This window comes from Mycobacterium liflandii (genome assembly GCF_022354805.1).
Taxonomy (GTDB): domain Bacteria; phylum Actinomycetota; class Actinomycetes; order Mycobacteriales; family Mycobacteriaceae; genus Mycobacterium; species Mycobacterium marinum.
Map to the genome: position 1 here is coordinate 3,864,268 of NZ_CP023138.1, position 22,587 is coordinate 3,886,854.

Here is a 22,587-nt window from a genome sequence, read left to right on the forward strand (position 1 = left end):
ACCCAACCAGTCGCTGGATGGCCGGGAGGAGAGACATGGACTGCCCGAATTGCTCGACACCACACCCTGAGGCGGCACGCTTCTGCTCTCGTTGCGGCACCCTTTGCATCCCGCCATTCAGAGGTCCCGGCACTTCGCTGCCCACCCCGAAGAACCGGTGCGTTCGCTGGCGGTGGTGAGCACCCTGATGCCGCACCTGGCCGGGGGACGCCACCACATCTACCGGGGCGCTATCGGGCTGGCGCTGGTGGCGGCGTTGATCGCCGCCGCATTCGGAATGCTCTCAGTCGCACTGATACTGGCCGCCATTGCGCTGCCCGCGGCGGTACTGACCTATATGCACGACCACGACTTATGGCGTGGCGAGCCGATCAGCGTTCTCGGCTTGGCCCTGCTGACGTCTCTGGCACTCGGTGTCGGGGTCGGGATGCTCGAACACCACCTCACCAAGCCGGTGCTGCTGGCCGCGCCGCGACATCGGATGCCGACCATGGCCCAGGTCCTGGAACTGGGCATCCTCGTCCCGGCGGTGACCTTTGTCGCGGTGCTGATTCCGCCTGTGCTGGTGACCGCCCGCAGCGCCTTCCGGCACTCTGTCGATGCCGTAGCCATCTGCTCGCTAAGCGGGGCCGCGTTCTCTCTAGGCCTGAGCGTGGCCATACAACGCGGCGCCTTCTCCCACCTCGGGGCTACCGCCGGGGATCCAGCTCACGTCGCGTTCATCGCCCTGACACTCGGCTTTTTGCAGCCGATCATCTTCGCTACCGCCGCCGCGATGGCGCTGGTGCCGCTGCGCGGGGTCGGCGTCAATACCGTCTCGGGACTGGCCAAAGGTTTGGCGCTGCTGGTGCTTTACGGTTTGGCCACCGTCCTGCTGGCCCCCTACGGCACCCGTGGCATCGTGCTGACCACCTTGGCAGCGCTGGTGCTGGGCGCGGCCGGACTGCTCGGCGTGCGTTACGCGCTGCATGTCTCGCTGTTGGCCGAAGCCCAAGCGGCCCTCACTGGTGCCGCCACGTTGGCGCGTGCCCCTGGCACCCGCCAGGTCTGTGCCCACTGCGGCGCAATGATCGAGGCCGAGGCCGCCTTCTGCCAGGTCTGCGGGATAGCCACGGCCGCGCTGGCCCGCCACCCCGCCCCCGACGATGGCAACACCACTGTCGATGTGGGGGCAACAACCGCTGCCGAACCAGCAGCCGTGATGCCCGCGACCCCGCCGCGCACTCCCCCGCCGCTGCAGTTCCCCGGCAACGGAGTGCAGGTAGGGCACCGGCTGCGACCGGTCACGGTCGCCGCGGTCATCGTGGTGATCGTCCTGATCGCCGCGGCGGTGACCGCATTGATCGTCTTGAGCGGCACCACCGGCCGGACCAAACTGCCGCCGATGCTGCCCGGTGGCCATGCTGAGGCGACAGCGCCGGCGGGGTCCGGCCTCTCCCAACCCGTCAACCCGCCAACGGCTCTCCCGCCTGCGGTGCGGGGTGCACGACTCACGCTGACCTCGGCGAATGCGATCGCCATCGCGGACGGCATCTCCATCACACCCGCGCCGGGCTGGACGCTGACCGACCGGGGTCCGAACTGGGTGACACTGTTCGACCCCAACAACACGGCGGCGATACACGTCACGGTCAAACCAGCCGACGGCACCGATGCCGCCGCGGTATTGCAGGGCGATGTCAATCAGTTGATCAGCGCGCCCTCGACCGGTTTGACCAACGTGAACGTGATGGGGGCACCCACGACCAAGACCCTGCAGAGTGAGAAATTCCAGCAGGCAGCGTCGATGAACTACACCGCGGATTTCTCGGCACAGCTGGGCATTACCCACCTCATCGGAGTGTTCATGGAGTTGTTGAACACCTCGAACCATCAGTCGGCGTTCATCGACTACCGGGAGACCAGCGACGTGAGCGCCAGCTATGTGGGTGCGGCCCAGATGATGATTGACTCCATGCTCTGAACGCGCGAAGGCAACCCAGACTGTCGAAGTGCGACGCAGTGCCAATGACCGGCCATGCCCGGAAACACGCCGCGATGTGCGCGCGATAACCAAAAAAACAAATTCATCAGATGGTGGTTTTAGAAAATGTGTGCACATGAACACAAGAAAAGGCCGTGAGCAATTCATCATAGGGTGAATTCGAGAGGCCCGCCCGGTTCGTCTAAATTGACCATTGCGCTGAAATCGCAGCAATAGAGCGCGTATCTTTATATCGTGTTGCAGTCGGCTGTCGTGGCCATTCTCGAAGGCGCCGTCGGCAATTTTTTTCCTGGGGCGTCATGAACCGATGGGAGCGCACTGTGTCGTTTGTCATCACAGCGCCGGAGCTGATTTCGGCGGCAGCAACCGATCTGGCCGGGATCGGTTCGACGATCAGCGCCGCCAATGCGGCGGCGTCGGCGTCGACCACCGCGGTCGCCGCCGCGGCCGCCGACGAAGTGTCGACCGCCGTGGCCACGTTGTTCGGGGCACACGCCCAGCAATACCAATCGCTGGGTTCCCAGATGGCCGCATTTCACGACGACTTCGTGCGGATTCTGGCCAGCGGTTCAAACCTGTACGCGACGGCCGAAGCCACCAATGCCTCGCCACTGCAACCACTGCTCGACCTCATCAATGCGCCCACCCAGGCCATCCTTGGGCGTCCGCTGATCGGCAACGGCTCCAACGGCACCTACCCCGGACAAGACGGCCGAGACGGCGGACTCTTGATCGGCAACGGCGGCAACGGCGCGGCCGGCGATTTCGGCCAAGCCGGCGGCGGCGGTGGGTCCGCGGGGCTATTCGGCGATGGCGGTAACGGTGGAACCGGCGGCGCCGGTTCGGCCGGGGGCAATGGCGGCACCGGCGGGCTGCTGTTCGGCAACGGCGGCAACGGCGGAATGGGCGGCACCGCCACACTCGGCTTCAACGGCGGCATGGCCGGAGCTGGAGGCAACGGTGGTAGCGCCTTGCTGTTCGGCAGCGGCGGCGCCGGCGGACAAGGCGGCACCGGTGTGGCCGGAACGAACGGCTCCAACCCCCTGGTCTTCGACACCGCAAACTCGGGCGCAGCCGGCCAAGATGTGACCACCACCGACGATCCCGCCGCCAACCCCCTCACCGGGGGCAACGGGTCGGAAAGCGCCGCGGGCAGCACCATCCAAAACGGCGGCGTTGGCGGGCAGGGTGGCGGCGCAACCTCCACCAACCAGAACAGCGCCTTGGGCGGAGAGGGCGGCAAGGGCGGCGACGGCGCCAATGGCGGCATGGGCGGCAACGGCGGCAGCGGGGACACCTCCGGTCAGACCGATGCGCCGCAGCCGTCGGCCACCGGCGGAAATGGCGGCAACGGGGGCGATGCCCAGGTTGCCGGTGGTGCCGGCGGCGCGGGCGGCTGGGGTGGCGACGGACATGCCAACCAGAGTGACGCCGTCGGTGGGGTCGGCGGGCGCGGCGGCGCCGGATTCGCCAGCAGTGCCACCGGCGGCGCCGGCGGCACGGGAGGGACCGGCGGCCAGGGCGGCAATGGCGGCCTACTGTTCGGCAACGGTGGTACCGGAGGCGTCGGGGGCACCGGAGGCATGGGTGGCGCCGGCGCCGCCGGCCGAACCGGAGGCGATGGGGGTAACGCCGGATTCGCCATCGACGGTAGCGATGGCACCGCCACCGGACAGCAAGGCGGCGATGGCGGCTATGGAGCAGACTCGACCGCGGTCGGCGGAACGGGCGGGGCCGGCGGCACTGGCGGTAACGGCGGAAACGGCGGGTGGTTGATCGGTTCCGGTGGCGCGGGTGGAGTCTCGGGCACCGGCGGGGTCGGCGGCACCGGCGGTGCCGGCGGCGCCGGCGGGATTGGCGGGATTGGCGGCAACACCTCATCGTCCTCGACGGCATCCGTTGCCGGCGAGGGTGGTCACGGCGGCGACGGCGGCGACGGCGGTAATGGCGGCGCGGCCGGCGCGGTTGCCGGTGCGGGCGGTCGCGGTGGTTTGATCGGTGCGGCTGGCGGGACCGGCTCGATCGGGGCCGGCGGCGCAGCCGGGGCGGGAGGCGCCGGCGGTGCGGGCGGCGCCGGAGGTGCCGGAGGTACCGCCCAAGGATCCGGGGCCAGCGGGGGTACGGGCGCAAACGGCCACACCGGTCTCGATGGGGCGCCGGGCCAGCCGGGTTGATTCCGGCCCGCCCAGGGCTCCGGCGTTGTTGATTAGCAGGCTTGTGAGCTGGGTTGATGATCTTTGGTGCCGCGCTATTGGGGCCGGAGTGTAGGCACGGGCTATCTGGAGAACGATCGAGTTGGTTACTGTTCGTCGTTGGTCTGGAGTTGCCCGTGCCTACCGTTTCAGTATTGCCTGTGTCGTCGGTTCCAGAGGTGTTCGACCGCTGGAGTCCTGGTGAGCGCAGCGAGCTCATCGGATCGGAGTTTCTCGATGTGTTGGCCTCGGTGCCAGACCCGAGGGACCCACGCGGTCGGAGGTATTCGCTGATGGCTTTGTTGGCGATCGCGGTTCTGGCCACTGCCGCGGGGATGCGCGGCTATGCTGGTTTTGCCACATGGGCGGCCACCGCTCCCGATGATGTGTTGGCCCAATTAGGGGTCCGGTTCCGGCGGCCCAGTGAGAAGACCTTCCGCGCTGTTTTGTCTCGGCTAGACCCCGCCGACCTCAACGCCAGGATGGGCAGTTACTTCACTGCACACGTGGCCAGCAGCGACCCCAGTGGATTGGTGCCGATCGCGTTGGACGGCAAGATGCTGCGTGGTGCCTTTACGCGCCAAAGCGACAGCCACGCATCTCGTGTCGGTGTTCGCCCACCGTGCCCGATTGGTGCTCGGTCAACTCGCTGTCGCCGAGAAAAGCAATGAAATTCCCTGCGTACGTGCCCTGCTCACGCTGCTGCCGGGTAGCTTGCGGTGGCTGGTCACCGTGGATGCGATGCATACCCAGGTCGTCACCGCGAAGTTGATCTGCGCCACCTTGAAGTCGCACTACCTGATGATCGTCAAGTCCAACCAAGCCAAAATACTTGCGCGTATCACCGCGCTGCCCTGGGCCGAGGTGCCCGCAGCCGCTACCGACGACTCCCGCGGCCACGGCCGTGTCGAGACCCGCACCCTGCAAATCATCACCGCTGCACGAGGAATCGGCTTCCCCTACGCAAAACAAATCATCCGGATCACTCGTGAACGCTTGATCACCGCCACCGACCAGCGCAGCGTGGAGGTGGTCTATGCCATCTGCAGCCTGCCGTTCGAGCACGCCCGCCCTACCGCGATCATGACCTGGATGCGTCAACACTGGGGAATCGAGAACAGCCTGCACTGGATACCCGACGTCACCTTCGACGAAGACCGTCAAAGGGCACATACCGGAAACGGCGCACAGGTCCTAGCAACGCTACGCAACACCACGATCAATCTGCACCGCCTCAACGGCGCCGACAACATCGCCGAAGCCTGCCGGATCACCGCTTTGACCGCCAACCGCCGCCTAGACCTCCTCAATCCACAATTCCCCAGCTCACAAGCCTGCTAATCAACAACGCCGGAGCCCTGGTCCCCCACCAAGCCGCTCTCCAATCAATTCCAGTTTGCATTCACGGTAAGCCGCGAATAGCCGAGCCGCAGCGCCCAGTGCTTTGAGAAATGCTGGACTATGCATTTCACTCACCGGGAAAGAGCGGCTCAGCCGACGCGTTCCACTCCGGCGATATTCCGCTTGCCACGGCGCAGCACCAGCCAGCGGCCGTGCAGGAAGTCCGATGTCTGCGGTACCCACTCATCGGTCTCGACCCGAATGTTGTTGACCGACACCCCACCTTCGCCGATGGTGCGCCGCGCCGCGCCCTTGCTGGCCGAAAGCCCGGTGGCCACCAGCAAATCCACGATGCCGTCCGGGGTGCCCGGTTCGAGTTCGGCGATGCTCGTCTCGCGCAGTGCCGCCCCCAGAGTCGCCTCGTCGAGCCGGCTCAACTCGCCATGGCCGAAAAGCGCTCGGCTGGCGTGCTCGACGGCCTCGGTGGCCGCCTCCCCATGCACCAGGGTGGTGAGTTCGGCCGCCAGCCGGCGTTGGGCGGCGCGCTGGTGGGGCCGCTCGGCGGTGGCCTGCTCCAGCTCGGTCAGTTCCTCGGCAACCAGGAACGTGAACCACCGCAGGTAGCGGATCACATCCGCGTCGGCGGTGTTTACGAAGTACTGGTACCAGGCGTACGGGCTGGTCATCTCGGGGTCCAGCCAAAGGCTGCCGCCGCCGGTCGATTTGCCGAACTTGGTGCCATCGGCGGCGGTCACCAGCGGGACCGTGAGGGCGTGCACCGCCGCACCCGACTTTTGGCGCACCAGGCGGACTCCGGCGATGATGTTGCCCCACTGATCCGATCCGCCGATCTGCAGCGTGCAGCCGTGGCGCCGGTGCAGTTCGACGTAGTCGTTGGCCTGCAGCAGCATGTAGCTGAACTCGGTGTAGGAGATCCCCTCGCCCTCCAGCCGCCGCCGGATCGTGTCCCGATCCAGCATCACGTTCACCGAGAAGTGTTTGCCGACGTCACGCAGAAACTCGACGGTCGACATGGTGGCGGTCCATTCGAGGTTGTTCTCGACGATCGCGCCGGTGGGAGATCCGTCGAAGTCGACGAAGCGTTCCAGCTGGCCGCGGATCCGCTCGGTCCAGTTGGCCACGGTATCGGCGTCGTTGAGACTGCGCTCACCGATGTCGCGAGGGTCGCCGATCATCCCGGTGGCCCCACCCGCCAACACGATGGGACGATGGCCCGCTCGCTGAAATCGCCGCAACGCCAATAGCGGCACCAGGTGTCCGGCGTGAAGGCTTGCCGCGGTGGGGTCGAAACCGGCATAAACCGTCAGCGGCGGGCGCTGTGCGTCGGCGGCCAGCGCGTCAAGGTCGGTGGACTGGGCGATCAAGCCGCGCCAGCCCAGCTCGTCGAGGATCCCAGCTGACCCAGAAGAGTTTGAAGACATCGCGCAAGACTCTAGTCGCTGGCCCCGAGGGCGGGTGCTCGTGGACTTCGTCGATACGCCGACACCTCCGGACGGTCGGCCGACCACAACCGCCAGGGCCGGTCGGCGGCGCGGCTGACTCCCACCCGCGGCCCCGAGACCGCCGCGATCGGTTCGTGCAGCTGGAGCGTCACCGGACTGGCCGGGTCAAACAAATCAATCCCGTTGTCATCCATGGTGATCCCTAGCGCCGAACACAGGTTTCCCGGACCACGCCCGAGCGCGGCGGTGGCAACCAGCCCACCCCGGCGGGACCGGGCGACATCGGTACCGCGACCAATGGCGCACGCCCTGAGCAGCACCGCCGCGGCCGTACCGTCGGGACCACACGCGACGTTGGCGCATACGTGGATTCCGTGGCTGCGGTAAGTGTAGAGCCGACCGGGTGGACCGAACATGACGCGGTTGCGCGCACTGGGTCCGCGATAGGAATGGGCCGCCGCGTCGGGCCACGGGCCGTCGGGAACCCCGCCGTAGGCCTCGACCTCGACGATGACGCCGCACACCCCCGCGCGGCGATGGTCGCCCCGAGCAGTCGATGTGCGGCAGGTACCGGGTCGACCAGCAGTTGCTCAGCGCTCATCGCAGCGATTGTGCCCTTCCTCTTGACAAACCCCCACTTCTAGGTCGACTAATCATCGCATGGTGACTTCAACACTCGTTGAATCGCTAACAGGTGGGTCACAGCCGGCTGTCAGCATCAAGCACCTACGGGTCATCCGCGGCAAACACTCCGCGCTGCACGACTTCTCGGTCGACATTGCGCGCGGCACCATCACCGGCCTGCTCGGGCCATCCGGGTGCGGTAAGACCACCCTGATGCGCAGCATCGTCGGCACCCAGATCGTGACGTCGGGAACCGTCACCGTGCTGGGTCATCCGGCCGGTTCTGCCGTGCTGCGCCGCCAGGTCGGATATCTGCCACAAGATCCAGCGATCTACCACGACCTGCGAATCATTGACAACGTCCGTTACTTCGCCGCCCTCTACGGCTACAACAGGCAAGCCGCCGATGATGCGATCGCGCGAGTGGGCCTGACCGATCACCGCACCGACTACTGCGCCAACCTGTCCGACGGACAGCGAACCCGGGTGTCGCTGGCGTGCGCGCTGGTGTGCCACCCCACCTTGCTTGTCCTCGACGAACCTACGGTGGGCCTGGATCCCGTTTTGCGCGTAGATCTTTGGCAGCAGTTTGCCGAGCTAGCCCGCGCCCGAACGACATTGCTGATTTCCAGTCATGTCATGAATGAAGCCGAGCACTGCGGCGATCTGCTGCTGATGCGTGCCGGCCGCCTAGTGGCGCAGACCACCCCGACCCAACTACGGAAGGACACCGGATGCATGTCGCTGGAGGAGGCGTTTCTCTCCATGATCCGCCGCCACACCACCACGCACCAGGCCGAATAGGCCTGCGCGCCTACACCGCTACCACCACGCGAATCCTGCGTCAGCTCGCCGCCGATCACCGCAGCGTTGCGATGATCCTGCTGGTGCCGGTGCTGGTGATCACGCTGATGTATTTCATGTTCGAAAATGCCCCGCACCGCCCCGGCACGCAAACGCCGTTCAACAACGCGTGTTTGATCCTGTTGGGCCTGTTCCCGCTATTCGTGATGTTCATCATCACCTCGATCACGATGCAGCGAGAGCGGGCATCCGGGACGTTGGAGCGGGTACTGACCACGCCGCTGCGGCGGCTGGACATGCTGGCCGGTTACGGCACAGCATTTTCGCTCGCGGCCGCGGCACAGGCCACGGTGGCTTGCATCGTGTCGTTTTGGCTGCTCGGGTTCGACACCGCGGGCAGTCCCGTGTGGGTCTTCGTAATCGCAGTCGTCAACGCCATTCTGGGAGTCGGTTTGGGATTGTTGTTCAGTGCCTTCGCCCGCAAGGAGTTTCAGGCCGTGCAGTTCATCCCCTTGGTGATGGTGCCGCAGTTGCTGCTGGCCGGCATCATCGTCCCTCGTGCGGTCATGCCTACCTGGCTCGAGTGGGTCAGCAACGCCATGCCCGCAAGCTATGCTCTGGAAGCCTTGCAGCAGGTGGGAGCTCATCCCGAGCTCACCTACATCGCTCTTCGCGACATCGTCGTCGTGGTGGTTTTCGCGGTCGCATCCCTTTGCCTGGCCGCCGCAACCCTACGCCGACGGACACCCTAGCGTGGAAACGACAAACACCGGACGCCGGCGACCTGGACGCCCCACCGGCACCTCAAACACCAGGGAACACATCCTGACCTGTGCGCGAGAACTCTTTGCGCTCAATGGTCTTGACCGAACCTCGGTCCGGTCGGTGGCTGCGGCCGCCGGCGTGGATGCCGCTCTTGTGCATCACTACTACGGCACCAAACAACAGCTGTTCGCTGCCGCCATCCAAATCCCCATCGATCCGACCGTGGTGCTCGAGCAGATTGTCGAAACCCCCGTTGACGAACTCGGGCTCAAGCTGCCGTCCGTGTTACTGCCACTGTGGGATTCGGAGCTGGGCACCGGGCTCATCGCGACCCTGCGGGCGTTGATGGCAGGCACCGAGTCGAATCTGGCGCGTTCTTTCCTGCAGGAGGTGGTGACAAGCGAAGTAGGTTCGCGAGTCGACTCCCCCACCGGAACCGGCAGGATCCGCGCCCAGTTCGTGGCCTCTCAGCTGCTGGGAGTGGTGATGGCTCGCCACATCGTCAAGATCGAGCCCTTCGCCTCACTGCCGGCCGACCAGGTCGCACAGGCCATCGCTCCCACCCTGCAGCGCCACCTCACCGGTGAGCTGCCAGAGGAGATTGCGTCATGAAACGAGCGCACTCGTCACCGATGACGCCGACGACAGCGATGAGGCTGTGGGACCGCTCGACCAACAACACCGGGCCCTCGCCCGCGCTGCAGTAGGCACCGCTTAGCCATGGGCGGCCAGGCAAAACCTACCGCCACCCAGATGCGACAGCCGACACCGGCCAGCCCGGCACACCAAGACTCTCAGCACTTCTTCTGGGCGCTCGGTGTGCCGGGCCGAGGCTGGACTCGAGACCGAACACCGCGCCGCTTCTCGGCGCGGTGCTTACCCGTTGCCGCTACTTTCATACCTTTCGGTATGCATTCCTATACCATCTGGTATGCAGATGTGGCTGCCGATGGCCAGGACGAGTACCACTGGGTGGCCGCCGCTCGCGAGCGTAGAGGAGCCAACCAATGTCATTTTTGATCGCAGCACCCGAAATGCTTACGGCGGCGGCAGCGGACATCGCGACGATAGGGTCGACGATCAGCGCCGCCGATGCCATAGCGGCCGCCCCCACGACCTCGGTGCTGGCGGCCGCCGCCGACGAGGTCTCGCTAGCGATCGCTGGCCTGTTCAGCGCGCACGCCAAGCAATATCAGGCATTCAGCGTGCAAGCGGCGACGTTCCATGAGCAACTCGTTCGCTCCCTTGCCGCCGGCGGCTTCTCCTATGCGACCGCCGAGGCCGCCAATGCATCACCGTTGGAGTTCCTGCTGGACGCCGTGAATGCACCCACCCAAACGCTGTTCGGACGCGACCTGATCGGCAACGGTACCGACGGAGCTGCCGGTACCGGAGCGAACGGCGGAGATGGCGGGCTGCTGTGGGGCAACGGCGGCAACGGCGGGTCCGGCGCGACCGGGCAGGTCGGCGGTTCCGGCGGAGCGGCCGGGCTGATCGGCACCGGTGGCACCGGAGGGGCGGGCGGCACCGGCGCGGCCGGTGGCACCGGCGGCGCCGGCGGGTGGCTATTCGGGGACGGGGGCATCGGTGGGACCGGTGGCGCCGGCGCCACCGGCGGTTCCGGCGGCGCCGGTGGGGTGGGATTCGGCAGCGGAGGCACCGGCGGATTCGGCGGTGCCGGCGCGGCCGGCGGTACCGGCGGCGATGGTGCCCTGCTGTGGGGCAACGGCGGCGCAGGCGGGCAAGGCGGCACCGGAATAACGGGCATAAACGGGGGCTCCGCCGGCCACGGTGGTAGCGGCGGCAACGCGGTTGGGCTATTGGGCTCCGGAGGCGCAGGCGGGCAAGGCGGTACCGGTCTGGCCGGGATCGACGGCGTCAGTTCCCACGGCTCGGGGACGGCATCCACCGGCGCTGCCGGAACCAATGTGGAACATTCGACCGCGCCGCCCCCGACCGAGATCTATGGCGGTGCGGGAGGTCCGGGCGGTGGCGGCAGCCTCGACAGTCTCAACGGCGGCACCGGCGGTGCCGGCGGGAGCGCGACGGTGCACAACACCCAGAACGCAATCGGCGGCAACGGGGGTGACGGGGGTGCCGCCGGCCTCTTCGCCATCGGTGGCAACGGGGGCGACGGTGGGCGCGGGGGCGATGCGCTAAACGACTACTCCACCGTGACCGGCCCCTCCGCGACAGGCGGTAATGGAGGCGCCGGTCATGATGGCCACATCGGTGGCGGCGCCGGTGGCACTGGCGGGGCCGGCGGCAACGGCACGTCCGCCGACGGTGTGGGCCACGGCGGCAATGGTGGTATCGGCGGCAACGGAAACTCGGCCTCCAACGGCGGCGGTGATGGCGGCAACGGCGGTGCGGGCGGTACCGGCGGCCACGGTGGGCTGCTGATCGGCAACGGGGGTGCCGGCGGTATCGGTGGCACGGGAGGGTCCGGCGGAGCCGGCGCACCGGGCGGCATCGGAGGTGGCGGCGGCGGGGGCGGCATCGGCACTGCGACCAATTTGGGCATCGCTGCCGAGGGTGGGCTCGGCGGCGACGGCGGCGATACCACTGCCGTTGGCGGCAATGGCGGCACCGGTGGCGTCGGCGGCAACGGCGGTAATGCCAGCTCGGTATTCGGATTCGGCGGCAACGGTGGCGCCGCCGGTACCGGTGGCGCCGGAGGTGCCGGCGGGGCCGGAGGTGCCGGCGGGGCCGGAGGTGCCGGCGGGGCTGGAGGTGCCGGCGGAACCTCCAGCGTCAGCGGCAATATCGGCGCTGTCGGAGGCAACGGTGGCGACGGCGGCGACGGCGGCGATGGCGGGGCCGCGGGCGCTGCCGGCGGCGCGGGGGCAGGGAGGTTTTCTCGGCAGCGCTGGTAGCGCTGGCGGCTCCGGTGTTGGCGGTGCCGGGGGCGCGGCCGGCAACGGCGGTAGCGCCGGCGCCGGCGGCGACGGTGGTGTCGCGGCGGGAACCTTTGGCGTGAATGGCAGCGACGGTGCCGACGGTAACCAGGGCGCACCCGGCACCGCCGGTCAGGATGGGTAGCCGACTGGATAGGCCGACGATAGGTCGCAGCGTTGTCGCCGATGCCTAGTGCGTGTCTGACACTCCCGGCTGCCAGACGATCGGTGCGGTGCGGCCGGCAACGGCGCGACAGTCGATCCCCTACTGGACGAACTCAGAGCCCCGAGTGGGTAAGCGGCACAGCCAAAGTGGGCCGATTTCGGATGTCAGCGCGCCGTCAGCTCCTCGGCGAGCATCACAATGATGCCGCTGGGACCGCGTAAGTAAGTGAGCTTATAGATGTCCTGATAGGTCGCCACGCCGCGTAGTGGACGGCATCCGTGCCTCGCGGCAATCTCGAGAGCCTGGTCGATATCGTCGACCGAGAAGGCAACCCGATGCATTCCAATCTCGTTGGGCAGCATGGGCTTCGACTCGATCACCGGTGGGTGGATGTACTCGAAGAGCTCGAGACGACCGTGCCCGTCTGGCGTCTGGAGCATCGCAATGTTGGCGTGGTTGCCATCAAGGCCGACGGCAGTGTCGGCCCATTCACCACTGACCGTGTCACGACCGACGACCGTGAGACCGAGGTCGGTGAAGAAGGAGATCGTTGCTTCGAGGTCGCGAACGGCGATGCCGACATTCTCGATTTTGATGGCCATGCGTGGCACGCTACCGGGCCGGACCCAGCCACGAATCCTCGTCGCGTTCGTTGTGGCCGTAGGGACGTTCTCCGATAGTCACGCCCCGCCGCATTGTCGGGTTGCGACGTCAGCCCGCCGGCGAATCTGTCGGTAAGCCCGCTGCCGTGAAGCGAGCGTGCTCATCGTCGGTGACGTCGCGGGCCTGATCGATCAGCAAGACCGGAATGTCGTCGTCGATCCGATATGCGCGCCGTAGCCGCCGGTTGTAGAGCAGCCGGCCCCGTTCGCCGTCCTCGACGAGCAGCAGCGGACCCCGGTCGGCCGGGCATACCAGGATCTTGAGTAGCTTCTCGTCAAGCATCGGCGGGCGCCTCGCCGCTGAGTTCGGCACGTACCGCCGGCGTCAACCGCCGGAACTCGCTGGTGTCGGCATCGAAATACCACGCCTGGCGTCCCGGCTTGGGAAGCCCGGCCGCCCGCAGGGCGCTGACCGTTGGACGGTAAGTCGCGCTGAGCGAGAGCGTCGGCACCACGTGCACGAGGTCGGGGCCCAGGCCGATCGGCATGCCGGCCACGGCATCGGTCAGATCGGCTCCCGTGATGGTCGCGCCCGGGCGCAGTGTCACTGCCGATACCGCGAGCTGATGCTCGCCGACCGAGACTTCGTAGGTGACCGCAAGGTCGACGGCGTCGATGAGGCCGAGCGCGTCGGTGACGGGTTCGGCATAGATCATCCCGCGCGCGGTGCGCGCCACCGAGCCGCGCCGGCCCACCAGCCAGAAGTCTCCGTCCTCGTCGCGGCGGAACAGGTATTCGGTGGATATCCAGGTGTCGGCGGGGGCAAAAACCCCGCGTTTGACCGAGGCCGTCGGATCGATGGGCCCTCTGGATTGGGCCAGCAGCACCCCGACCTGGTTTGCCTCGGCGATCTGCACGAAGCCACGCTCGTTCTCCAGAATCAGGTCGTGTTCGGCATCGTAGGCACCGAGCTCAACACGTCCGGCCCCGGGCAACGGCCGACCTTTGCTGCCGATCTTGGCGCCGGACACGTTGGCCAGCACCGCCTGTCCGTCGGTAGTAGCGAAGAATTCGACGACGTGAGCGGGTGCGAACGTCTCGACGACGCGCTCCCAGAGTCCGGTCGGCATCCCAGAGCCGATGAACAGCCGCACCGGATGGTTACCGTGCAACGCAAACTCGGGATTGTCGACCACGTCACGCAGCATCGCCCAGGTGTAGGACACCACCGTCACGCCGTATCGCCGCACTTCGCTGAGGAATCGATCGGGCCGCAATCCGCGGGACAGTGCAATGCGGGCGCCTCCAACAACCGCACCGCCCAAGCTGACCAGCAGCGCGGACTCGTGGTGCAGCGGCGTCAACGCATAGACCGTGTCCTTGCGGTCCAGCGAGGCCGTGGAAGCGGTTCCAAAAGCCGACACCGCCCAGCGATAGTTGGTGATCTGCTTCGCCACCAGCTCACCGCCGATTCCGCTGAACGCGATAAAGGCCAGATCCCTTGCTAGACCGGGGTTCTGCCGATACCAGGCGGGCAGTTCGACGGCGTCCGGGTCGATCTGTTCCATGTCGATGACGTCGGCGTCCTCGGGCAGGTCCAGATCGCGCGCCTCGCCACCGCCCAGCACCAATATCTGCCCCGGCAGTTGCCGCGCAGCAGCGAGATTGGTTGGGTCAGCCAAGATCTCGGTCGCTCCCCCGAGCCGAACCTGGGCGGCCAGGTCGACGTCCTGGCGCATCAGCACCGCCACCGCCCCCAACCGGGACAGCGCCGCGATCGCGACCAGGGCGCTGGGCCGTGTCTCCATCAGCACGCCCACCCGGTCACCTTGTCGCACACCGACTTCGATCAGCCCCCGAACGACGTTGTTGATGCGCCGGTTCACGGCCTCGTAGGTGTGCACGCGATCGTCGAACAACAGGAATTCGCCCTGCGGTGCGTCACGTGCTTGCTCATCGATGATGCGGCCCAGCGAAATTCGGGTGTGGTCATTGAGTTGACCCAGTCGAGCCAGGCGCGGCAGCGTGCGGACCGTTTCGACGGCCAGGGTGCGTACCGATCTATTGGCCGCAAAGACCGCCTCAGCCGCACCGCGAGCCACGGCCAGCGCCGCCTCCGAGACCTCCCCGAGGCCGTGCGCGACGCGGGAGCTGAACGCGACACCGCTGTCGGTGTGTTCGGCCGGCTGCTCGACCATCAGGCTGATGTTGGCCGGCTTGTCTGCGTCGCGAGACAGCCAATTCACCCAGTCAGCGACGGTCGGCCAGCTCTGCTGGGCAGCCCTGGATCCCACGACGAGGCCGAAATGACCCGTCCGGATCAGGCATTCGTAGACATCGGTGTTGGGTGCCGCGCGCCGGATACCGCGCACCGACGCCGGCTGCCCGATGTCGTCGACTTCGCCGACGAACGCCAGTACCGGGCAGGTGATATCGGTGAGTGTCACCATCTGCCCGTTGATGGCGAAACCACCGGTCATCATTCGGTTGTGCGCAATGAACTGCTTGAGCAGCTCCGAGATCGCCGGACCCGACCAGGCGATCCACCCCTCGCGCTCGAGGAATCTGCGCTGCTGCTCGCGCGGCAGCAGCGCTTCACGGTCGTGCAGCTGACGCACGAAATCCACCCGGGCCTTGGCGGTCTTGAGCGGGTCCATCATCTGAAAACCGGCGCGCGCCATCCAACTTGGGATATCCAGCCGGTTGAAGACGTGATCGGCCATGAAGTCTGCGATGGCGGCCCCATAGTTGGCCGGAATGCCCATCGGCAGAGCCGCCAAGGTGTCCACCGGGGAGCCGAACGCCACGATGCTGGCGATGTTCTTGGAACGCCGATACGCGGCGGCCTGATAGCAGAACATGCCCCCTTGCGAATACCCGACGATGTGCACGTCGCTGCCGGTGGTGTCCTTGACCGTGTCGATGACTTCACTGAGCGCCACGATATGGTCGGCGAGGTTGCGGCGCATGCCGCCCTCGACTTTGTCGGGTGAGCCGAAGTCGATGACCCAGGGGTCCAGTCCCCGGGCATGCAAGATTCCGACGGCGCCTTCTTCTCGGGTGACGTCCCACATGTCGGCCGACATCATCATCGGGTGCACCATCAACACCGGCGGTCCGACCGGCGGCTGACCCGGCCGGTTGTCCGGCGGAAAGTATCGTCGCAGCTTGTACATGGGTACGCTCTCGACGATCTGCGAAGGCGATGGGACGCTGCCCGTTTCCAGGCCTCCCAGCCGTAGCACTTCCAAACCATTCTGGGCGGTGGCCACCAGACGCTCGACCGGACGTGTGACCATCGACAAATTGAGATCCACCACTGCTCCTGAGTGCTCCCTGCATAGGCCTTAGGCGTGGCCATCATGGCACATACGCGCGCTGCGCGGTTTTGGTCACGCTGTTTGTCGGCCGAAAGACCCCGCAGACCCCGTCCCGGCAGTGCCGGACACACGTGCGCGGATCCGGGTCAGGCAACGCCCTGTCTGGCGAATATTCGGTAGGCCAGATCGGCAACCTCCTGGGCACATCCCCAGGAGAGGCTGATGCCGGCGCCACCATGACCGTAGTTGTGCACGATCCGAGTGCCGCGCTGGGCTTCCAGCCGCACTCCGTCGCGGCGGAAGGGGCGCAACCCGACCCGTACCGGATGAATCACGTCTGGTGCAGCGCTGCGCAATGCCGGCAAGAACTCGACGCAGCGATCGAACATCATGCGCAACGGCGGATAGTCAGCCAGGTTCAATTCGGTGTGGTATCGGTCCGGCTCGACGAGCCCGCCCAGCACCAGCTGATCCGATCCGCGAGGCGCGATCGAGATCAGGTTCTGCTGGTCGGTAGCGGCATCGTTTGCCACCACGTGAGCTGCGGTTACCCGCGAGGTCGCGGTACGTTCCTGCAGCACCCGCAGCAGCGCGCCGCGGTGCGGAACCACGGTCGTGTCCTCGGCCAGCTCTCGCGCGCCCAGTCCCGCGCAGTTGATGATCAATTCGGCACGATATTCGGTCAGCAGCCGATTTTCCTGATTGATCAGCGGGCCGAAGATCCGTCGGCGGTCGACGCAGACGCCCGCATTCTTGGCCTCGCGAGCAAGCCAGGCCAGATACCAGTCGGTATCAATGGTGGGTGCCAGGTAGGAATAGGCGTCGATCACACCGGAGTCCCGGTTGACGCCGTGCCTATCGATCAGCGCCGGGTCGTGGACGAACCCGGGGACAAATCGCTTCACCTCGGACATCTTCGCGAACTCGATCGGGTCGTCCTCGATGCGGCGGCCGAAGTAGTACACCGCCGGCCTCAGGCCCACCCCGGTACCCGGATCCGAGGCGAGCTGGGCGAAGCGCAGGTAGGAACGCATCGCCCAACCCGCGTATCGAGCCAATACCGCCTGGTCGTGGTAGCGGCCGCACCGCGACGGCGGCCACTCCCACATCGCCCCGGACGCCGAGGACACCGCGTCAATGCCGAACCCGTCGGCCGCGACGACGACCTGCCAACCCCGCTTGGCCAGCACCATCGCGGTGGTCCATCCGCTCACACCGGCCCCGATGACCACGACCCGTGGCCGGTCCCCGGGCGTCATGACCACACCCGCTTCGCGTTGGCACAACGCACCGACCCAGTGGGGCCGGCATTTGTCTGGTGGCACCTTCGGTCCACAACACGATTCACGACATTCTCTTTCCTGCATCAAGTGCCGCGAACACGCGGCGTCGGACCTGGACAGCGGCGAACGCTGACCGGTCAGCGGCGAGAGATGCAGTTCCGGGCCAGGATGCTCCGGCCCGTAACGGTCATGACAAGGCGAATGGACCCAGGCGATCCCGGCGGCCCTCGGGTGGCCGAGAACACCGTTACAGCCAGCCAAGCGACCAGCGCGACCTCGGTCACCAGGACGCCCGGTCCAACCGCGCCGGTTATCCAGCCGTGCTGTATCGCGTCGGGGCAAGCTTGCGCCTGCCGCACGCAGTGGCAATCGCGGGCGGCCCGCACACCGGGCGATCCAGCAAACAGTTGACCGGACGCGGCGATCAGGTTTGGCAGTGCCCGACCAGCGGCACTCTCGGCCTGTCGCCCGTGGCGCGCAATGAGGCTCCCGAGCAACCAAACGACGGCGACCGCGGCGATCAGGTAACGCGGCCACGGTTTCAGGAGAGTCCTCTCAAAGCACATGGCAGCGATCAGACTAGCACCCCTAGGGGGTATATCCCAGCACGAAATCGGCCAGCCCGGACTAGCGCGGCAGCATGCCCCGAATACGAGCTGTTGACGTGGTTCTTTCGAGCGAACACCGGAGGCGCCACGGCGCGGCGCCACAACTCAACTATACCAAGTACCCGTACTGGGTATAACGGGAAGGCGGCCGCTCCCCCGTCGCCACCGCCGAGCATCCCTTCGACCTAGTCACCCAACCACCCCGACGCAACAGGTCGCCGTCTCGGCGAAGAAGCGACGTTCACTCCCCCACCCACACCCATCGGTCGGCGTGTCGCGCAAGACCCACCCGGCAAATCTCCGACGACCGCCTTCTCGGCGAGCACATCCCCCGGTCGGCGGGGAGACCGATGTTGGGTCGGCGACCGAACGCACGCCACCGGCATCCTCGCCGGTAGTTTTGGGCCGGTGGCACACCTACTCGGGGCCGAGTCCGTACACCTGGCATATCCGACTCATGTGATATTCGACTCGGTGACATTGGGCGTCAACGATGGCGCACGCATCGGGATCGTCGGTCGAAATGGGGACGGCAAGTCCAGTCTGCTGGGGCTGCTCACTGGAGAGCTGCAACCGGACTCCGGCCGGGTGACCCGCCGCAGTGGCTTGCGTATCGGCGCGGTCAGCCAAAGCGACACCCTGGACCCGAGCCATACCGTCGGTTGGACACTTGTCGGGGACCAGCCCGAACACCAGTGGGCCGGCAATGCGCGCATCCGCGAGGTGGTCAGCGGCCTGGTATCCGACATTGGCTGGCACGCCAAGGTTGGCACGCTCAGCGGCGGCCAGCGCCGGCGTGTGCAGCTGGCCCGCCTCCTGATCGGCGACTGGGATGTGATCGCCCTGGACGAGCCCACCAACCACCTCGACATCGAAGGAATCACCTGGCTGGCCAGCCACCTCCAACAACGCTGGGCGCGCAACACCGGCGGACTGCTACTGGTCACCCACGACCGCTGGTTTCTCGACGAGATCGCCACCACCACCTGGGAAGTTCACGACGGAATCGTGGAGCCCTTTGAAGGCGGTTACGCGGCCTACGTGCTGCAGCGAGTGGAACGCGACCGGCTGGCGGCCACGGCCGAAGCCAAGCGGCAGAACCTGATGCGCAAAGAGTTGGCCTGGTTGCGGCGCGGCCCGCCAGCGCGAACCTCTAAACCGAAGTTCCGGATCGAGGCCGCAAATCAACTGATCGCCGACGTGCCGCCGCTGCGCAACACCGTCGAACTGGCCAAGCTCGCCACCGCCAGGCTGGGCAAGGACGTCATCGATCTACTCGACGTGTCGGTATCCTACGGTGACCGCCCGGTGCTGCGTGAGGTCGAGTGGCGGATCGGCCCGGGTGAGCGCACCGGCATCGTCGGCGCCAACGGCGCCGGAAAGTCCACCCTGCTGGGGCTGATCGCCGGGACCATCCAACCCGACTCGGGTCGCGTCAAGCGCGGCAAGACCGTCCGGCTCGCCGTGCTTGATCAGCAGGGCGACGCGCTGGCCTCGGCCGCCGAAGACCGGATCGCCGATGTGTTGGGCCGGCTGCGCGCCGACTACCAGGTCGACGGGCGCGAAGTCACCCCGACACAGTTGCTGGAGCGCCTGGGCTTCGCCAAGGGGCAACTGTCCGCGCGAGTCAGCGAACTCTCCGGCGGGCAGCGGCGGCGGTTGCAGCTGATGCTCACCCTGCTGTCGGAACCCAACGTGCTACTTCTCGACGAGCCGACCAACGACGTCGACACCGACATGCTGACCGCCGCCGAGGACCTACTCGACTCCTGGGCCGGCACCATGATCGTCGTCTCGCACGACCGCTATCTGCTCGAACGAGTCACCGATCAGCAGTACGCGATCCTGGACGGCCAGCTGCGCCATCTGCCGGGCGGCATCGACGAATACCTGCAACTCGCGGCACGTCCGGCGGCCAAGGCCAGCCAGGAACCGGCCGCGCCAGCACAGGCGATGTCGGGCGCTCAGCGCCGGGCCGCCGAGAAAGAGTTGACCGCACTCGACCGCCAACTCGCCCGTCTGGCCGAACGCATCGCGGCAAAGCACACCGAGCTCGCCGAATACGACCAGTCCGATCACGTCGGGATCACCGAGCTGACCCAGCAGTTGCGGGCGCTCGAAGACGAGGTTGTCGCGACCGAGGAGCGTTGGCTCAAACTCTCCGAGACACTTGAATGAGCACCTACCGGACGGTGCCTTACCGTCCCGGGGAGGCACTGTTGGCGCTATATCGGCGCCGTGGCGCATTCATCGACGCGGGAGTCGGGCGCCACGGTTTCGTCTATCTGCTGGGCCCCGAGGCGAACAGGTTCGTGTTCGCCAATGCCGACGCGTTCAGCTGGCGCGAGACGTTCGAGAGCCTGGTGCCCGTCGATGGACCGACCGCACTGATCGTCAGCGACGGCGAGGATCACCGCCGTCGCCGCAGCATCGTGGCGCCCGGACTGCGGCACCGAAGCGTGCAGGACTATGTCGCCACCATGGTGTCCACCATCGACAACGTCATCGACAGCTGGCGGCCAGGGCAACCACTGGACATTTACCAGGAGTTTCGTTGCGCGGTGCGCCGCAGCACGACCGAGAGCCTGTTCGGCCCACGGCTGGCCTCCCATTCGGACTATCTGGGCCGACAACTGCAGCCTATGATCGACCTGACCCACCGGTTGCCCCAGGTGATGCAACTACAGCAGCGGCTCAACTCACCGGGTTGGCGGCGGGCGATGGCCGCGCGCACCCGCATCGACGAACTGATCGATGCCGAAATCGCCAACGCTCGCGCGGAGCCCAGCCCCGACGACCGCATGCTGACCGCACTGATCAACGGCCGTTCCGAAGAAGGCTGCGCGTTGAGCGACAACGAGATTCGCGACTCCATCGTTTCGCTCATCGCGGCCGGCTACGAGACCACCAGCGGAGCGCTGGCGTGGGCCACCTACACCTTGCTCACGTTGCCCGGCGCCTGGGAGACGGCGGCCCACGAGGTTGCCCGGGTGCTCGGCGGCACCGCGCCCAGCGCCGAGACCCTCGGCGCTCTCACCTACCTCAATGGCGTTGTGCACGAAACGCTTCGGCTCTACTCACCGGGAGTGGTCTCGGCGCGCCGGCTGATCCGCGACCTCTGGTTCGACGGGCACCGGATCAACTCGGGACGGCTGCTGATCTTCAGCGCATACGTAACCCATCGAATCCCCGAAGTATGGCCGAATCCCACACAGTTTCTCCCACAGCGCTGGGATCCCGCCGCACCGGACTACCGCAAGCCCGCACCTCATGAGTTCATCCCGTTCAGCGGCGGACTGCACCGCTGTATCGGGGCGGTGATGGCCACCACCGAGCTGGTGGTGCTGCTCGCCCGGCTAGTCGCGCGCACCAGGCTTAGGTTGCCCGCTCAACGCATCCGCGCGGCCAATTTTGCGGCGCTGGCCCCCAAACCGGGCTTGAGAGTCGAATTCGTCGACTCAGTGCCAGCGCAGTAACACCAGCTCCGCGCAGAATCCGGGGCCCATGGCCAGCATCAGACCCGGGCTGCCGCTGGGCGGAACTTTGGCGATGGTGTCGCGCAGAATGTGCAACACCGACGCCGAGGAAAGGTTGCCGATTTCGCCCAATGAGCGCCACGTCAGCTCGAGGGCATCCGAGGGCAACCCGAGGCTGTTGGCGATCGTGTCGAGGACCTTGGGGCCGCCCGGGTGACTCACCCATGCACCGATGTCGTTCTTGGACAGATCGTGCATGGCCAAGAAGGCATCAACGTCGTCTGGCAGGTATTCCTCGATCAGATTCGTCAATTCCGGAGCCAGCCTCAGCTGCAGCCCGTGAGACCCAACATCCCAGCCCATGATGTCCAGCGACTCCGGGTACAGGCGGCTGCGCGAGTCGAGGATGTCAGGGCCGCCGGCACGAATCTGTTCCGCACGCCGGTCGCCGACGGCGACCACGGCCGCCGCGCCGTCGCCAAACAACGCCGTCCCCACGATGCCCGATACGGTGGGTTTGACGGCCGGATAAGTGAGCGAGCACAACTCGACAGCGATCAACACCGCGACGCCGTCGGGCGCACCCCGCAGGTAGTCATGCAGGCGCGCCACCCCGGCCGCACCCGCCACACACCCCAGGCCGAAAAGCGGCATCCGGCGTACGTCGGGGCGAAGTCCGAGGCGGCCGGCAATCCGGGCATCCAGCGACGGGACCGCGACTCCGGTGACCGTCGTGGTGATGATCAGGTCGATGTCCTGAGGCGTCAATCCCGCCTCGTCAAGCGCGCCCATCAGGGCCTCAATGCCAAGATCCACGGCTTTTTCGATGAAGATCTCGTTTGCATCGCCGAAGTCGGTCAGCGCCGGGTATTGCTCGATCGGCAAAACAAATTGGCGGCTGTTGACCTTCGCCGCGGCATGCATGCGCCGAACAATCTCTTCATGTTCCTGCAGACCGGGGAACTCGAGAAACGACTCGGTGATCTCACTTTGGCTATAACGATGCGGTGGTAACGCACCAAACACACCTGCGATAACGCTCATTGCTCTGCCCTCAATTAC

16 protein-coding genes and 2 pseudogenes are annotated in these 22,587 nt (G+C 66.6%); 10 read left to right on the plus strand and 8 right to left on the minus strand.

Annotated features, from left to right (window positions below; translation table 11 throughout):
* The first annotated feature begins 35 nt into the window (after window positions 1-35).
* The 4 genes and pseudogenes from CKW46_RS17305 to CKW46_RS17320 all read left to right on the plus strand — a co-directional run bounded on the left by CKW46_RS17305 (window position 36) and on the right by CKW46_RS17320 (window position 5,517).
* Window positions 36-179, plus strand: a complete 144-nt coding sequence (locus tag CKW46_RS17305; protein ID WP_238559637.1) for a zinc-ribbon domain-containing protein — start codon at window positions 36-38, stop codon at window positions 177-179.
* Window positions 176-1,963 carry a zinc ribbon domain-containing protein gene (locus tag CKW46_RS17310; protein WP_482052188.1) on the plus strand — a complete coding sequence of 596 codons (1,788 nt, stop codon included), beginning with the start codon at window positions 176-178 and terminating at the stop codon, window positions 1,961-1,963. Before CKW46_RS17305 ends, CKW46_RS17310 begins: the two co-directional genes overlap by 4 nt.
* 341 nt (window positions 1,964-2,304) lie before the next feature.
* Window positions 2,305-4,158, plus strand: coding sequence for a PE family protein (locus CKW46_RS17315; protein WP_482052189.1), 1,854 nt, complete (start codon window positions 2,305-2,307; stop codon window positions 4,156-4,158).
* Window positions 4,159-4,313: 155 nt separating this feature from the next.
* Window positions 4,314-5,517, plus strand: a pseudogene (locus CKW46_RS17320) (ISAs1-like element IS2404/ISMul1 family transposase).
* Between the two features lie 149 nt (window positions 5,518-5,666).
* On the opposite strand, the gene tyrS reads toward CKW46_RS17320, so the two are convergent.
* Both tyrS and CKW46_RS17330 read right to left on the minus strand, forming a co-directional pair.
* Window positions 5,667-6,959: a tyrosine--tRNA ligase gene (gene tyrS / locus CKW46_RS17325; RefSeq protein ID WP_015355942.1), complete on the minus strand. Its 1,293-nt coding sequence runs from the start codon at window positions 6,957-6,959 to the stop codon at window positions 5,667-5,669.
* A gap of 11 nt (window positions 6,960-6,970) precedes the next feature.
* A pseudogene (locus CKW46_RS17330) lies at window positions 6,971-7,581 on the minus strand (DNA-3-methyladenine glycosylase).
* Between the two features lie 59 nt (window positions 7,582-7,640).
* On the opposite strand from CKW46_RS17330, the gene CKW46_RS17335 reads away from it, so the two are divergent.
* The 4 genes from CKW46_RS17335 to CKW46_RS17350 all read left to right on the plus strand — a co-directional run bounded on the left by CKW46_RS17335 (window position 7,641) and on the right by CKW46_RS17350 (window position 12,049).
* The gene (locus CKW46_RS17335) at window positions 7,641-8,408 is read left to right on the plus strand and encodes an ABC transporter ATP-binding protein (protein ID WP_117435662.1); all 768 of its coding nucleotides are present in this window, start codon (window positions 7,641-7,643) and stop codon (window positions 8,406-8,408) included.
* Between the two features lie 2 nt (window positions 8,409-8,410).
* Complete coding sequence (locus CKW46_RS17340; protein WP_252872313.1) at window positions 8,411-9,160, plus strand: ABC transporter permease; 750 nt, start codon at window positions 8,411-8,413, stop codon at window positions 9,158-9,160.
* A gap of 1 nt (window position 9,161) precedes the next feature.
* Window positions 9,162-9,785, plus strand: coding sequence for a TetR/AcrR family transcriptional regulator (locus CKW46_RS17345; RefSeq protein ID WP_117435663.1), 624 nt, complete (start codon window positions 9,162-9,164; stop codon window positions 9,783-9,785).
* A 395-nt stretch (window positions 9,786-10,180) separates the two neighbouring features.
* Window positions 10,181-12,049, plus strand: a complete 1,869-nt coding sequence (locus CKW46_RS17350; RefSeq protein ID WP_499018039.1) for a PE family protein — start codon at window positions 10,181-10,183, stop codon at window positions 12,047-12,049.
* A 351-nt stretch (window positions 12,050-12,400) separates the two neighbouring features.
* On the opposite strand, the gene CKW46_RS17355 is transcribed toward CKW46_RS17350, so the two are convergent.
* The 5 genes from CKW46_RS17355 to lpqS form a co-directional block, all read right to left on the minus strand.
* Entirely contained in the window at window positions 12,401-12,838 is a 438-nt protein-coding gene (locus CKW46_RS17355; protein WP_117436621.1) for a VOC family protein, read from the minus strand.
* 109 nt (window positions 12,839-12,947) lie between these two features.
* Window positions 12,948-13,181, minus strand: a complete 234-nt coding sequence (locus CKW46_RS17360; protein WP_015355947.1) for a Trm112 family protein — start codon at window positions 13,179-13,181, stop codon at window positions 12,948-12,950.
* Complete coding sequence (locus tag CKW46_RS17365; RefSeq protein ID WP_482052191.1) at window positions 13,174-16,158, minus strand: acyl-CoA synthetase; 2,985 nt, start codon at window positions 16,156-16,158, stop codon at window positions 13,174-13,176. The genes CKW46_RS17360 and CKW46_RS17365 overlap by 8 nt, the downstream gene beginning before the upstream one ends.
* Before the next feature lie 146 nt (window positions 16,159-16,304).
* Window positions 16,305-17,417 carry an FAD-dependent oxidoreductase gene (locus CKW46_RS17370; protein ID WP_240274790.1) on the minus strand — a complete coding sequence of 371 codons (1,113 nt, stop codon included), beginning with the start codon at window positions 17,415-17,417 and terminating at the stop codon, window positions 16,305-16,307.
* Between the two features lie 161 nt (window positions 17,418-17,578).
* The gene (gene lpqS, locus CKW46_RS17375) at window positions 17,579-18,007 is read right to left on the minus strand and encodes a putative copper homeostasis (lipo)protein LpqS (RefSeq protein ID WP_036426656.1); all 429 of its coding nucleotides are present in this window, start codon (window positions 18,005-18,007) and stop codon (window positions 17,579-17,581) included.
* Between the two features lie 450 nt (window positions 18,008-18,457).
* Here lpqS and CKW46_RS17380 point away from each other — a divergent pair, with 450 nt between their 5' ends.
* Both CKW46_RS17380 and CKW46_RS17385 read left to right on the plus strand, forming a co-directional pair.
* Window positions 18,458-20,227 carry an ABC-F family ATP-binding cassette domain-containing protein gene (locus tag CKW46_RS17380; RefSeq protein WP_482052192.1) on the plus strand — a complete coding sequence of 590 codons (1,770 nt, stop codon included), beginning with the start codon at window positions 18,458-18,460 and terminating at the stop codon, window positions 20,225-20,227.
* A 14-nt stretch (window positions 20,228-20,241) separates the two neighbouring features.
* Window positions 20,242-21,525 carry a cytochrome P450 gene (locus CKW46_RS17385; RefSeq protein ID WP_117436626.1) on the plus strand — a complete coding sequence of 428 codons (1,284 nt, stop codon included), beginning with the start codon at window positions 20,242-20,244 and terminating at the stop codon, window positions 21,523-21,525.
* Here the strand turns inward: CKW46_RS17385 and CKW46_RS17390 are convergent.
* Entirely contained in the window at window positions 21,508-22,569 is a 1,062-nt protein-coding gene (locus CKW46_RS17390; protein ID WP_482052193.1) for a type III polyketide synthase, read from the minus strand. The genes CKW46_RS17385 and CKW46_RS17390 overlap by 18 nt on opposite strands.
* Between the last annotated feature and the right edge of the window lie 18 nt (window positions 22,570-22,587).

Bases quoted from the DNA above. Each gene is read 5' to 3' on its own strand.
- CKW46_RS17305 (WP_238559637.1), top strand. From the start codon at position 36: ATGGACTGCCCGAATTGCTCGACACCACACCCTGAGGCGGCACGCTTC.
- tyrS (WP_015355942.1), bottom strand. From the start codon at position 6,959: ATGTCTTCAAACTCTTCTGGGTCAGCTGGGATCCTCGACGAGCTGGGC.
- CKW46_RS17335 (WP_117435662.1), top strand. From the start codon at position 7,641: ATGGTGACTTCAACACTCGTTGAATCGCTAACAGGTGGGTCACAGCCG.
- CKW46_RS17350 (WP_499018039.1), top strand. From the start codon at position 10,181: ATGTCATTTTTGATCGCAGCACCCGAAATGCTTACGGCGGCGGCAGCG.
- CKW46_RS17355 (WP_117436621.1), bottom strand. From the start codon at position 12,838: ATGGCCATCAAAATCGAGAATGTCGGCATCGCCGTTCGCGACCTCGAA.
- CKW46_RS17360 (WP_015355947.1), bottom strand. From the start codon at position 13,181: ATGCTTGACGAGAAGCTACTCAAGATCCTGGTATGCCCGGCCGACCGG.
- CKW46_RS17370 (WP_240274790.1), bottom strand. From the start codon at position 17,417: ATGACGCCCGGGGACCGGCCACGGGTCGTGGTCATCGGGGCCGGTGTG.
- lpqS (WP_036426656.1), bottom strand. From the start codon at position 18,007: ATGTGCTTTGAGAGGACTCTCCTGAAACCGTGGCCGCGTTACCTGATC.
- CKW46_RS17390 (WP_482052193.1), bottom strand. From the start codon at position 22,569: ATGAGCGTTATCGCAGGTGTGTTTGGTGCGTTACCACCGCATCGTTAT.